This window comes from Variovorax sp. UC74_104 (assembly GCF_044055375.1).
In the GTDB taxonomy this organism is placed as follows: domain Bacteria; phylum Pseudomonadota; class Gammaproteobacteria; order Burkholderiales; family Burkholderiaceae_C; genus Variovorax.
In genome coordinates this window covers 5,215,754-5,229,136 of sequence record NZ_CP171978.1, presented here as the reverse complement: position 1 = coordinate 5,229,136, position 13,383 = coordinate 5,215,754, and the positions used below count along the sequence as shown (strand labels likewise).

Sequence of the window (13,383 nt, the reverse complement as noted above, 5' to 3'; positions counted from 1 at the left end):
GCCCGATGAGCAACAACAGCAGCAGCAGCGTCGCACGCTATTTCGACACCATGGACTACGGCCCCGCGCCCGAGAGCGACACCGACGCGCGCGAATGGCTCGCGCGCCATGCCGAGGGCTTCGGCCACTTCATCGACGGGCGTTTCACGCCCGCTGCCGAGGGCGCGCATTTCGAGACGGCCGAGCCGGCCACCGGCCAGCGCCTCGCGCGCATCGCGCAGGGTTCGGCGACGGACGTCGACGCCGCAGTGGCGGCCGCGCGCGCAGCGCAGCCCGGCTGGTTCGCGCTCGGCGGCCATGGCCGCGCACGGCATCTGTATGCGCTCGCCCGCATGGTGCAGCGCCATGCGCGCCTGCTCGCGGTGGTGGAGGCGCTGGACAACGGCAAGCCGATCCGCGAGACGCGCGACCTCGACGTGCCGCTGGTCGCGCGCCACTTCTATCACCACGCCGGCTGGGCGCAGCTGCAGGAGCGCGAGTTCGCCGACCAGGTGCCGCTGGGCGTGGTCGGCCAGATCATTCCGTGGAACTTCCCGCTGCTGATGCTCGCGTGGAAGATCGCGCCTGCGCTCGCACTGGGCAATACCGTGGTGCTCAAGCCCGCCGAGTTCACGCCGCTGAGCGCCTTGCTCTTTGCCGAACTCGCTGCGCAGGCCGGCCTGCCGCGCGGCGTGCTCAATGTGGTGACGGGCGATGGCGCCACCGGCGCTGCGCTGGTCGCGCACGAGGGCGTGGACAAGATCGCGTTCACCGGCTCGACGGAGGTGGGGCGGTTGATCCGCACCGCCACTGCGGGCACGGGCAAGTCGCTCACGCTGGAGCTGGGCGGCAAGTCGCCGTTCATCGTGTTCGACGACGCGGACCTCGATGCCGCGGTCGAGGGCGTGGTCGATGCGATCTGGTTCAACCAGGGCCAGGTGTGCTGCGCCGGTTCGCGGCTGCTGCTGCAGGAAGGCATTGCGGACGATTTCATCGCGCGGCTCAAGCGCCGCATGCAGACCCTGCGCGTGGGCCCGCCGCTGGACAAGGCGATAGACATGGGCAGCCTGATCGACTCTACGCAACTGGAGCGCGTACGCTCGCTCGTGGCCACCGGCGTGCGCGAGGGCGCAAGCTGCTACCAGGCGCCGGGCGCGCTGCCGCCGGGCGGCAGCTTCTTCCCGCCGACGCTGCTGACGGGCGTGCAGCCGGCATCCACTGTCGCGACCGAGGAAATCTTCGGCCCCGTGCTGGTGACGATGACTTTCCGCACGCCCGACGAAGCCGTCGCGCTGGCCAACAACACGCGCTACGGGCTCGCGGCCAGCGTGTGGAGCGAGACCATCGGCCTCGCGCTCGGCATCGCGCCGCAGCTGCAGGCGGGCGTGGTGTGGGTCAACGCGACCAACCTGTTCGACGCGGGTGTGGGCTTCGGCGGCTATCGCGAATCGGGCTACGGCCGCGAGGGCGGGAGAGAGGGCTGCTACGAATATTTGAAGCCGCGCGCGTGGGTGCAGCGAAAGCCGCGTTCGTCTGCAGTGGCTGGTGCAGCCACGGCAGCGGACGCGAAGAGCGAGCCTGTGCTCGCGCTGCCTGCCATCGACCGAACCGCCAAGCTCTTCATCGGCGGCAAGCAGGTGCGGCCCGATGGCGAACTCTCCAGCAGCGTCTTCGCCGCCAACGGGCAGCGCGCCGGCGAGGTGGGCACGGGCAACCGCAAGGACATCCGCAACGCGGTCGCCGCCGCACGTTCGGCTGCCGCGTGGTCGAGCGCGACGCCGCATCGCCGCGCGCAGGCGCTGTACTACCTCGCGGAGAACCTCTCGGCCCGCGCAGGCGAGTTCGCCGCGCGCATCGCGAGCCTGACCGGCGTTGCCGCCAAAGCCGCGCAGGCCGAGGTCGATGCGTCGGTGAGCCGCCTGTTCGCCTACGGAGCATGGGCCGACAAGTACGAGGGCACGGTGCATGTGCCGCCACTGCGCGGCGTGGCGCTGGCCACGGTCGAGGCGATCGGCGTGGTGGGCGTGGTGTGCCCCGACGAGACACCGCTGCTGTCCTTCGTGAGCCTGCTGGCGCCCAACCTCGCCATGGGCAACCGCACGGTGATCGTGCCGGGCGAGAAGCACGCGCTGGTCGCCACCGACTTCTACCAGGTGCTCGAAACCTCCGACCTGCCGGGCGGCGTCGTCAACATCGTGACCGGCCCGGCCGCGAGCCTCGTGCGCACGCTGGCGGAGCACGACGACGTCGATGCGCTCTGGGTCTTCGGCGCGAAGGAACTGTCGCGCGATGCCGAACGGCTGTCGGTCGGCAATCTCAAGCGCACGCTCGTCGACCACGGCCTGGCCACCGACTGGCACGACCCTGCATCGGGCGAAGGCCCGGCGTTCCTGCGGCACGCCACGCAGGTCAAGAACATCTGGATTCCCTATGGCGAATGAGCGCGCAGCCGTCGTTCCTGTTATCGAAACCAAGGGAAATCCCCGAGAAGCAAACGTTTGCGCAAACGTTTTCTTTCTCTAAGATCGCAACCGCGAAAGCCATACCAATTCAGGAGACCGAATGCTGAAGTCCATCCATCCGCTGCTCAACGCAGACGTGCTCTACGCCCTGCGCGCGATGGGCCACGGCGACGAGCTGGTGCTGTGCGACGCCAATTTCCCGGCCGACTCGGTCGCCCGCCAGACCTCGCTGGGCCGCCTGCTGCGCATCGACGGCGTGGGCACCACCGAGGCGGCGCGCGCCATCCTGTCGGTGCTGCCGCTGGACAACGCGGTGGACGATCCGGCGCGGCGCATGGAGATCATGGGCGCACCCCACGAGATCCCGCCCGTGCAGCAGGAGATGCAGCGCGAGATCGACGCGGCCGAAGGGCGCCCGCGTCCGATGGGCTCCATCGAGCGCTTTGCCTTCTATGAAGCCGCGCGCCGCGCATATTGCGTGATCGCCACCGGCGAGCGCCGCTTCTACGGCTGCTTCGTGTTCAAGAAGGGCGTGATCGCCCCCGAGGCCTGATCGCGATGAGCGCCGTTTCCTCGCACCAGCATCACCACCAGCAGCGCGGCGTCGCCGTGCTCGGCATCTTCGTGGCCGACCTCGCCTTCCGCGCGGCCGACCTTCCGGGCGTGGGCCAGACCATCGCGGGCTCCGGCTTCGCGATGGGGCCTGGCGGCAAGGGCTCGAACCAGTCCGTGGCCGCCGCGCGTGCCGGGGCGCAGGTGACCTTCATCTCCAAGCTCGGGCAGGACGCCTTCGGCGCCAACGCGCTCGCACTGTGGGCGCAGGAAGGCATCACGCCGCGCGTGCCACAGGTGACGACGCAGCCGACTGGCGCTGCCTTCATCTACGTACACGAGGTCACGGGCGACAACGCCATCATCGTGGTGCCCGGCGCCGCGGCCCTCATCGACTCGGCCGACGTGGATGCGGCCGCCGACGCCATCCGCGGCGCGCGGGTGTTCGTCACGCAACTGGAGCAGCCCGCCGGGCGCCGCGCAGCGCGGCCTGGAACTCGCACGCGCCGCAGGCACGGTGACGGTGTTCAACCCCGCGCCCGCGCTGCCCTTCGACGATGCGGTGTATCCGCTGTGCGACTTCATCACGCCGAACGAGCACGAGGCGGCGGCGCTCAGCGGCATCGCCATCGAGACCGTCGATGACGCGCGGCGCGCGGGCGACTTCTTCCTTTCCAAGGGCGTGGGCTGCGCGCTCATCACGCTCGGCGAGAAGGGGGCCCTGCTGCACAGCGCGAAGGAATCGGTGCACCTGCCCGTGTTCCATGCGGGCGCGGTCAAGGAAACGGCCGGTGCGGGCGATGCTTTCAACGGCGGCTTCGCGGCTGCGCTGGCCGAGGGCGCGTCGCCGCTGGAGGCCGCGCGCTTCGGCTCGGCCGTGGCCGCCATTTCCGTCACGCGCGCCGGCACCGCGCCCTCGATGCCCAAGCGCATCGAGGTCGATGCGCTGCTGAACCGCGCGGCAGCCTGAGACGCGAGCCGCAAAGGAGCCTTTCCGTGAAATTCAGGTTTTCAGACCGCGAGCTCAACTTCCTGGTCGGCATCAACGTCGCGATCCTCGTGATCGCCACGGTGCTGTCGAAGGGCGACTTCCTCGACGTCTACAACTTCCAGTCGATGGGCGGCCAGCTGCCCGAGCTCGGCCTGCTGGCCATGGGCGTGGCGCTGTCGATGATCTCCGGCAACGGCGGCATCGACCTCTCCGGCGTGGCGCTGGCCAACCTCTCGGGGGTGGTGGCGGCCACGCTGGCGCCGATGCTGGTCGATGCCGATGCTGCGCCGTGGGCCTACACCGGAGCCTTCGCCGCGGTCGCGCTCGCGACGGGGCTGGCGGGCGGGCTGCTCAACGGCGTGCTGATCGCGCGCGCCGGCCTCACGCCCATTCTGTGCACGCTGGGCACGCAACTGCTCTACACCGGCCTGGCCGTGGTGCTCACCGGCGGCTCCAGCCTGCGCGTGGGCAACGCGGAGCCGCTCTCGGCCATCGGCAACGAGAACGTGCTGGGCGTGCCCATTCCGTTCGCGATCTTCATCGCGATGCTGCTGGCGGTGGGCTGGCTGCTCAAGCAGAGCCCGTTCGGCATCCGGCTCTTCCTGCTGGGCACCAACGCCAAGGCGGCGCGCTACGCGGGCATTCCGCAGGGCCGCATGCTGATCGCCACCTACGCGCTGTGCGGCGTGCTGGCGGCGGTGGCGGGTGTGATCATCGCGGGCCGCACGGCCAGCGTGAAGTCGGACTACGGCAACTCCTACCTGCTCATCGCCATCCTCATCACCGTGATGGCGGGCGTGCGGCCGCAGGGCGGCTACGGGCGCATGGTGTGCCTGTTCTTCTCGGCCGTGGCGCTGCAGCTGCTGTCGAGCACCTTCAACCTGCTGGGCATCTCCAACTTCTTCCGCGACTGCGCCTGGGGCCTGCTGCTGCTGTTCTTCCTGGCATCGGCACGCTTCAGCCTGAGCGACCTTCGCAGCTTCATTCCCGCTTCGCGCACCAGCGCACCGCCGCATCAGCCCCCTCCTGGCGCGACGCAGAGAACCACCGAGGGCTAGGAGACAAACGAACATGCTGAAGAAAACCAAGATCGCCTGCACCGTGCTGGCACTGGGCACCGTGGCCTTCGCCTCGGCGATCCATGCGCAGGGCAAGCCGCAGGACATCGTCACAGTGGTGAAGATCACCGGCATCAGCTGGTTCAACCGCATGGAAGTGGGCGTGAAGGAGTTCGGCAGCAGCACGCCGGGCGTGACCACGCGCCAGATCGGCCCGGCCCAGTCCGACGCCGCCCAGCAGCAGCGCCTGGTGGAAGACCTGGTGGCCAAGAAGGTCGATGCGATCGCCATCGTGTCGATGGACCCGCCCACGCTGGAGCCGGTGCTCAAGCGCGCGATGGAGCGCGGCATCAAGGTCGTCACGCACGAGGCCGACAACCAGAAGAACACCATGGTCGACATCGAGGCCTTCGACAACACGGCCTACGGCGCGCGCATCAACGAGCGCCTGGCCGCGTGCATGGGCCAGCAGGGCAAGTGGACCTCGCTCGTGGGTTCGCTGGGCAGCCAGTCGCAGGTGCAGTGGGCCGACGGCGGTGCGGCCAACGCCAAGAAGTACCCCAAGATGCAGCTGGTCGATGCCAAGAACGAGTCGCTCAACGACGCCGAGAAGGCCTACGGCAAGGCCAAGGAAATGCTGCGCAAGCACCCCGACCTGAAGGGCTTCCAGGGTTCGTCGTCGCTGGACGTGCTGGGCATCGGCCGCGCGGTGGAAGAGGCCGGCCTGGCGGGCAAGATCTGCGTCTTCGGCACCGGCCTGCCGAGCGAGGCGGCCAAGTTCCTCGAGTCGGGCGCGGTCGGCGGCATCGCCTTCTGGGACCCGAAGGACGCCGGACTCGCCATGAACAAGGCGGCCAAGATGCTGCTCGACGGCAAGACCATCACCGAAGGCACCGACATGGGCGTGCCGGGCTACAACAAGGTTTCCGTGAAGAAGGGGCCTGGCGCCGGCATCGTCGTCACGGGCCAGGCCTGGGTCGAGGTCGACAAGAAGAACTACAAGAACTACTCGTTCTGACGCTACGCAAGCCATGACCTTGACCGCGCCTTCCACGCAAGCAAGTCCGGCCGGCTCCGCGAGCCAGGCCGGGCGCCGGGTGTTCCTCGAGGTGCAGGACGTGCACAAGCGCTTCGCGGGCGTGCACGCGCTGCGCGGCATCGACATCGTCATCGAGGCCGGCGAGATCTACCACCTGCTCGGCGAGAACGGCTGCGGCAAGAGCACGCTGATCAAGATCATCTCGGGCGCGCAGCCGCCGAGCCAGGGGCGCATCGTGATCGACGGGCAACCGTACGACTCGCTGTCGCCGCTGCAGGCGCTCAGCCTGGGCATCGAGACGGTCTACCAGGACCTGTCGCTGCTGCCGAACATGAGCGTGGCCGAGAACGTCGCGCTCAGCGAGCAGCTCGTCGCCACCGGCGGCAGGCTGGCCCGCCGCTTCGACCGCAAGGCGCTGGCGGCCACGGCCGCCCGGGCGCTGGAGGCGGTGAAGCTGCCGACCGACGCGGCGTTCCTTGCGCGGCGCGTGGATGAAATGCCCATCGCCACCCGCCAGCTCGTGGCCATCGCGCGCGCGGTGGCCACCCGAGCGCGCATGGTCATCATGGACGAGCCCACCACCTCGCTCACGCAGAAGGAAGTGGACAACCTCGTGCATGTGGTGGAAGTGCTGCGCGAGCAGGGTGTTGCCGTGCTCTTCGTGAGCCACAAGCTCGACGAATGCATGGCCATGGGCGGCCAGGCCATCGTGTTCCGCGACGGCACGAAGGTGGCGCAGGGCCCGATCCGCGATTTCACCAAGGCGCAGATCGCGCACTGGATGACCGGCAAGCACCTCGACGGCGAGCGCTATCGCCACGGTACGCACGGCGGCGACGAGTTGCTGAAGGTCGAAGGGCTGGGCCGTGGCCGGCAGTTCAGCGACGTGAGCTTCGCGCTGCGCAAGGGCGAGATCCTCGGCGTGACCGGGCTGCTCGACTCCGGCCGCAACGAGCTCGCGCTGGCGCTGGCCGGCGTGCAGGGCGCCGACCGCGGGCGCGTGCTGCTCGACGCGAAGGAGATCGTGCTGAAGACGCCCACCGACGGCATCCGCCAGGGCATCGGCTACGTGCCCGAAGACCGGCTCAGCGAGGGCCTGTTCCTGGACAAGCCCATTCGCGACAACATCGTGACCGCGGTGCTCAACCGGCTGCGCGGGCGCTTCGGCGCGCTCGACGCCAATCAGTGCCAGGCGCTGGCCGAGCGCACGGTGAGCGACCTGCAGATCGCCACGCCCGACGTCGACCGCCCCGTGCAGTCGCTCTCTGGCGGCAACCAGCAGCGCGTGCTCATCGGGCGCTGGCTGGCCATCGGTCCGCGCGTGCTGATTTTGCACGGCCCCACCGTGGGCGTGGACGTGGGCTCCAAGGACACCATCTACCGCATCGTGCAGCGGCTGGCCGAGCAGGGCCTGGGCGTGATCCTGGTGAGCGACGACCTGCAGGAGCTGCTGCAGAACTGCGACCGCATCCTGCTGATGCGCAAGGGCCGCATCGCCAACGACTTCGACGCGCAGGGGCTCGCCGAGAGCGACCTTTACCACGCGCTGGTTTCCGACACACCTTCCCCCGCATTCTCATGACGGCTTCCACCATGCAAGCGCAGTCCGCACCGGCCGCGCCGGAACCGGCTCCGCACCCGCCGCAGGCGCGGGTCTCGCTGCGCGCCTGGCTCGCGCAGCGCCCCTCGGTCTTCACGCTCGCACTGATCGTGCTGGCGAGCCTGGCCGTGGGCGCCATCAACCCGAGCTTCTTCCAGCTGCCGGTGCTGTTCGACATCGTGCGCGCCTGCACGGTGCTGGGGCTGTTCGCGCTGGGCGTGCTGATCGTGCTGGCCGCCGGCGGCATCGACGTGTCGTTCGCGGCCATCGCCGCGCTCACGATGTACAGCATCACCAAGCTGGTGCTGAACTATTTTCCGGAAGCGCCCATCGCGCTGCTGCTGATCGCGGGTGCGGCCAGCGGCGCGCTGCTGGGCGTGATCAACGGGCTGCTGGTGCACTGGCTCAAGGCGCCTTCGCTGATCGTCACCATCGGCACGCAGTACCTCTACCGCGGCATCCTGCTGACCTTCGTGGGCACGGTGTTCTTCATGAACGTGCCCGCGCCGATGGATGCCTTCGGCAAGCTGGCGCTGTGGCGCTTCGACACGCCGCAGGGCCTGCACGTGGTGCTGCCGGCCACGGTGCTGGTGCTGGCCTTCGCGGCGGTGCTGACCTGGTGGCTACTGAACCGCACGCTGATCGGCCGGGCGGTGTACGCCATCGGCGGCAGCCTGGCCATTGCCGAGCGGCTGGGCTACAACCTGCGCACGGTGCATGTCTTCGTGTTCGCGTACGCGGGCTTCCTCTCGGGGCTGGCGGGCATCGTGCACGTGTCGAGCACGCGGCTGGCGAACCCCTTCGACCTGGTGGGCAACGAGCTGGACGTGATCGCGGCCGTGATCCTTGGCGGTGCGCGCATCACCGGCGGCAGCGGCACCGTGGGCGGCACGCTGCTGGGCGTGGTGTTGGTCACGCTGATCAACAACGTGCTGATCCTGGCCGGGGTGCCGAGCACCTGGCAGAAGGTGATCATCGGGGCGTTCATCCTCGTGGCCGGCGGCTTCTTCGCGATGCGCTCGCGGGACTGACCCTGCGGATATGCGGCCGCTTGGCCTTGTGGATCGCAATCGAATGTCCGACGCCAATGCCACCGTTCTCTGCGAGGAGCCGAGCCCGTTCGCGGGGCGAGGCTTCGACGCCGGCAGCTGCCTCCACGACCACGAACTGCACCTGATCGGAAGCGCTCCGGCATGCCTGCGCGTGGGCAGCGGCGCGAGCGAAGAGACGCACGCGCTCGCGCCCGGCGCGGTCGTGCTGCTCGGCCCCCTGCTGCCGCACACGCTGAGGTTCGCGCAGTGCGTGGAGGCGGACGACGGACTGGTGCTGCGCTTCAGCGACGAGCCGCTGCGGCGCGGTGCGGCGATATTTCCGGAGTTGTCGGACGTCGGGCCGCTTCTTTCGCGCGCGCGCCAGGGTGTGCATTTCGTCGGCCTGGGTGCCGAGACTCTGTCCAAGCTGCGGCGCGTTTCGACGCTGCACGGGCTGGCACGGTTCTCGGCATTCACCGCCGTGCTGAACGAGCTCGCGCAATGGACCGACTTCCGGCTGCTGGCCCGAACCCCCGTGCACGCCGATGCCGCCGGCCCGGGCCGCACGCTGCACGTGCAGAGAGCGCTGCATCACATCCGGAACAACTATGCGGAGCCGCTGTCGCTTTCGGAGGTCAGCGCGCTCGTGGGTACGAGCAGGACGTCGCTCTCGCGCAGCTTCCGCCGCGCGACCGGCAAGACCTTCACCGACTTCATCATCGGCCTGCGCCTGGCGAAGGCCTGCCGCCTGCTGGCCTCCACGCGCCAGCACGTGAGCAGCATCTGCTACGAGGTGGGCTTCAACAACCTTTCGAACTTCAACCGCCACTTCCGGCGGCTGGAAGGCATGACGCCGGGCGAGTTCCGGGCCCGGCACGCGGGCGCGAGAAGATGATGTAACGCGGGGAGACAGGTGTTTTCTCCGGATTAGACGAAATAAAAAAGAAAACCTTCTTTTTTGGCTGATTTTGAAGTGGATTCTTCTCGAAACGAGGGTCTGCGCTAGTGCATTGAAGAAGCACTTACCTGCGCCGCGGCAGAACAATCCCGGGCATGAATGCCCCACTCGATGCCACCGCGATCAGACGGCCCGGCTACCAACTCTCCGACAACATCTGGGCCGAGTCCGGCTCGGTTTTCCTGACCGGCACGCAGGCGCTGATCCGCGTGCTCGTGATGCAGGGCCGGCGCGATGCGCAGCGCGGCCTGCACACCCAGGGCTTCGTCAGCGGCTACCGCGGCTCGCCGCTGGGCATGGTCGACCAGGCGATCTGGAAGGCCGGCGAGCGCTTCAAGCAGACGGGCATCCGCTTCGTGCCGGCCGTCAACGAGGAGCTCGCGGCCACGCAGGTGCTGGGCACGCAGCGCGTGGAGTCCGACCCGGAGCGCACCGTCGATGGTGTCTTCGCCATGTGGTACGGCAAGGGCCCTGGGGTCGACCGCGCGGGCGACGCGCTCAAGCACGGCAATGCGTACGGCTCCTCGCCGCACGGCGGCGTGCTGGTGGTGGCGGGTGACGACCACGGCTGCGTGTCGTCGTCGATGCCGCACCAGAGCGACCACGCCTTCATGGCCTGGCGCATGCCCATCCTGCAGCCCTCCAGCGTGGCCGAGTACCTGGAGTTCGGCCTGTACGGCTACGAGCTCTCGCGCTATTCGGGCGCGTGGGTCGGCATGGCGGCACTCTCCGAAGTGGTGGAGAGCGCGGGCACCGTGGATCTGGACGCGATCAACGCCCGCGTCGAGGCCTGGGAAGACGCCGACGCGGTGAGCGCCGCCACCGGCCACCGCCCGCCGCCCGACGGCCTGCATTACCGCTGGCCCGACCTGCCTTCGCTGCGCATCGAGTCGCGCCTGGAAGACAAGCTCGCGGCGGTAGCCGCATTCACCAGGCGCAATAGCATCGACCGCCACGTGATCGTCAGCGAGCACGCGAAGGTCGGCATCGTCACCTGCGGCAAGGCGCACCACGATTTGATGGAAGTGCTGCGCCGGCTCGAGCTTTCGCCCGAGCAGCTGGCCCGCGCTGGCGTGCGGCTCTACAAGATCGGCCTGAGCTTCCCGGTCGAGCAGACGCGCATCAAGGCCTTCGCGCAGGGGCTGGAAGAGATCCTCATCGTCGAGGAGAAGGGCGCGGTGGTGGAGACGCAGCTGCGCGACATCTTCTACAACGCGCCGCCCGAAGCGCGCCCCGTGCTCGTGGGCAAGCACGACCGCGACGGCCAGCCGCTGGTGTCGGCGCTGGGCGAGCTGCGGCCCTCGCGGCTCATCGAGCTGGTCGCGCACTGGCTGGCCGTTCACTTCCCCGAGAACCACGACCTGGGCGATCACCTGCAGCACGTGCGCGACTTCACGCCGCCCGAGCTGCTGGCCAACGCGAGCGACGCGGTCAAGCGCCTGCCGTACTTCTGCGCCGGCTGCCCGCACAACACCAGCACCAAGGTGCCCGAGGGCTCGACCGCGCGCGCCGGCATCGGCTGCCACTTCATGGCGAACTGGATGGACCGCAGCACCGCGGGCCTCATCCAGATGGGCGGCGAGGGCGTGGACTGGATCTCGCACGCCATGTTCACGAAGACGCCGCACGTCTTCCAGAACCTGGGCGACGGCACCTACTACCACTCGGGCTACCTCGCGATCCGCCAGGCCGTGGCGGCCAAGGCCACGCTCACCTACAAGATTCTTTTCAACGATGCGGTCGCGATGACCGGCGGGCAGCCGGTCGACGGCGTCATCAGCGTGGACGCCATCGCGCGGCAGGTGGAATCGGAAGGCGTGAGCAAGGTGGTGGTGGTGAGCGACGCTATCGGCAAGTACGACGCCATCAAGGACCGCTTTCCGAACGGCACCGAGTTCCACGACCGTGCCGCGCTCGACGACGTGCAGCGCCGGCTGCGCGAGATGGCGGGCGTGACGGTGCTCATCTACGAACAGACCTGCGCCGCCGAGAAGCGCCGCCGCCGCAAGAAGGGCGAACTTGCCGATCCGCCCAAGCGCCTGTTCATCAACGAGGCCGTGTGCGAAGGCTGCGGCGACTGCACCGTGCAGAGCAACTGCGTGGCCGTGCTGCCGCACGAGACGCCGATGGGCCGCAAGCGCAAGATCGACCAGACCAGCTGCAACAAGGACTACTCCTGCGCCAAGGGCTTCTGCCCCAGCTTCGTGGGCGTGACGGGCGGCAAGCTGCGCCGCAAGAGCGGGGCGCTTGCCGGCGGGCGCGATGCCTTCCTGCACCGCGTTGCCGCGCTGCCGTATCCGGCCGAACACGCATGGACCGGCCCGTACGACCTGCTCGTGACAGGCGTGGGCGGCACCGGCGTGGTGACCGTGGGCGCGGTGATCGCGATGGCCGCGCACCTCGAAGGCAAGGCCGCGAGCGTGCTCGACTTCATGGGCTTCGCGCAGAAGGGCGGCTCGGTGCTGAGCTTCGTGCGGCTGGCCGATTCGCGCGATCGTCTGCACCAAGTGCGCATCGACACGCAGCAGGCCGACGCCATCCTCGCCTGCGACGTGGTGGTGGGCGCATCGGCCGACGCGCTGCAGACCGTGCGGCACGGCCGCACCCGCGTGCTCGCCAACGTGCACGAGATTCCGGTGGCCGAGTCGCTGCGCAACCCCGATGCGGACCTGCACGTCGACCTGCTGCTGGAGAAGATGCGCTTCGTGGCCGGCGAGGAACAGGTCGAGACCTTCGACGCGCAGAGCCTGGCCGAGGAGTTCCTCGGCGACACGCTGGCCGCCAACATCGTCGCGGCCGGCTATGCATGGCAGCGCGGGCTGGTGCCGCTGAGCCTGGAGGCGCTGATGCATGCCATCGAGCTCAACGGCGTGGCGGTGGCCGCCAACCAGTCGGCCTTCTCGCTGGGGCGGCTCGCGGCCGGCAGCCCCGAGGCACTGGACGCGCTGCGCGCGGCGCCCGCCGATGCGCAGGCTGCTTCCCTCGACGAGCGACCGCTCGACGTGCTGATCGCCGAGGCGCGCCGGCACCTCACGGGCTACCAGAACGCCGCATGGGCGGACCGCTTCGAGGCGCGCATCCGCAGCCTTCGCGAGCGCGAGGCTGCACTGCAGGGCGGCGATGCGAGCCTGCCCTTCACGCGCAATGCGGCGCGCAGCCTGCTGAAGCTCATGAGCTACAAGGACGAATACGAAGTGGCGCGGCTCTACACCGACGGCGCCTTCCTGCAGAAGCTCAACGAGCAGTTCGAAGGCGACCTGAAGCTCGAATTCCACATGGCCCCGCCGGTGCTCTCGCGCGCCGCGCACGGCAAGGCGCCCGCCAAGATCCGCATCGGAAGCTGGATGCTGCCTGCGATGCGCTGGCTGGCGCATGGCAAGCGGCTGCGCGGCACGGCGTTCGACATCTTCGGACGCACCGCGGAGCGGCGCATGGAGCGCGAGCTGATCTCGCACTTCGACGGCCTGCTCGAAGCGATGGCGGGCGAACTCTCGGCGGGCAACCAGGCGACGGCTGCGCGCATCGCGGCGCTGCCGCTGTCGATTCGCGGCTTCGGCCACGTCAAGCTCGCGAACTTCGAGGCCGCGAAGATGCAGGAGGCCGAGCTGCTGCACCGCTTCGCGCCCGCGCGCTATCCGAAGCCGGAGCGGGCGCCCTCGGCGGGGCAGATCAGGGGAATCGCGATCGTGGCCGGCGCGCGCTGAGCGCCGGGC

8 protein-coding genes and 1 pseudogene are annotated in these 13,383 nt (G+C 69.2%); all 9 read left to right on the top strand.

Features of this window, described 5'->3' with window-relative positions; all coding sequences use genetic code 11:
- Positions 1–5 precede the first annotated feature (5 nt).
- A complete protein-coding gene (locus ACHMXA_RS24545; protein ID WP_395316626.1) occupies positions 6–2,420 on the top strand; it encodes an aldehyde dehydrogenase family protein in 2,415 nt (804 codons plus the stop codon).
- 121 nt (positions 2,421–2,541) lie between these two features.
- Entirely contained in the window at positions 2,542–2,994 is a 453-nt protein-coding gene (locus ACHMXA_RS24540; protein ID WP_019658219.1) for an RbsD/FucU family protein, read from the top strand.
- A gap of 5 nt (positions 2,995–2,999) precedes the next feature.
- A pseudogene (locus ACHMXA_RS24535) lies at positions 3,000–3,963 on the top strand (ribokinase).
- Between the two features lie 26 nt (positions 3,964–3,989).
- Complete coding sequence (locus tag ACHMXA_RS24530) at positions 3,990–5,042, top strand: ABC transporter permease (RefSeq protein WP_395316625.1); 1,053 nt, start codon at positions 3,990–3,992, stop codon at positions 5,040–5,042.
- A 16-nt stretch (positions 5,043–5,058) separates the two neighbouring features.
- Entirely contained in the window at positions 5,059–6,060 is a 1,002-nt protein-coding gene (locus ACHMXA_RS24525; RefSeq protein ID WP_395321365.1) for a substrate-binding domain-containing protein, read from the top strand.
- A gap of 13 nt (positions 6,061–6,073) precedes the next feature.
- Entirely contained in the window at positions 6,074–7,663 is a 1,590-nt protein-coding gene (locus tag ACHMXA_RS24520) for a sugar ABC transporter ATP-binding protein (protein ID WP_395316624.1), read from the top strand.
- Entirely contained in the window at positions 7,660–8,712 is a 1,053-nt protein-coding gene (locus tag ACHMXA_RS24515; RefSeq protein ID WP_395316623.1) for an ABC transporter permease, read from the top strand. The genes ACHMXA_RS24520 and ACHMXA_RS24515 overlap by 4 nt, the downstream gene beginning before the upstream one ends.
- A gap of 43 nt (positions 8,713–8,755) precedes the next feature.
- Positions 8,756–9,607, top strand: a complete 852-nt coding sequence (locus ACHMXA_RS24510) for a helix-turn-helix domain-containing protein (protein WP_395316622.1) — start codon at positions 8,756–8,758, stop codon at positions 9,605–9,607.
- A gap of 158 nt (positions 9,608–9,765) precedes the next feature.
- Complete coding sequence (locus ACHMXA_RS24505; RefSeq protein ID WP_395316621.1) at positions 9,766–13,374, top strand: indolepyruvate ferredoxin oxidoreductase family protein; 3,609 nt, start codon at positions 9,766–9,768, stop codon at positions 13,372–13,374.
- Positions 13,375–13,383: the final 9 nt, after the last annotated feature.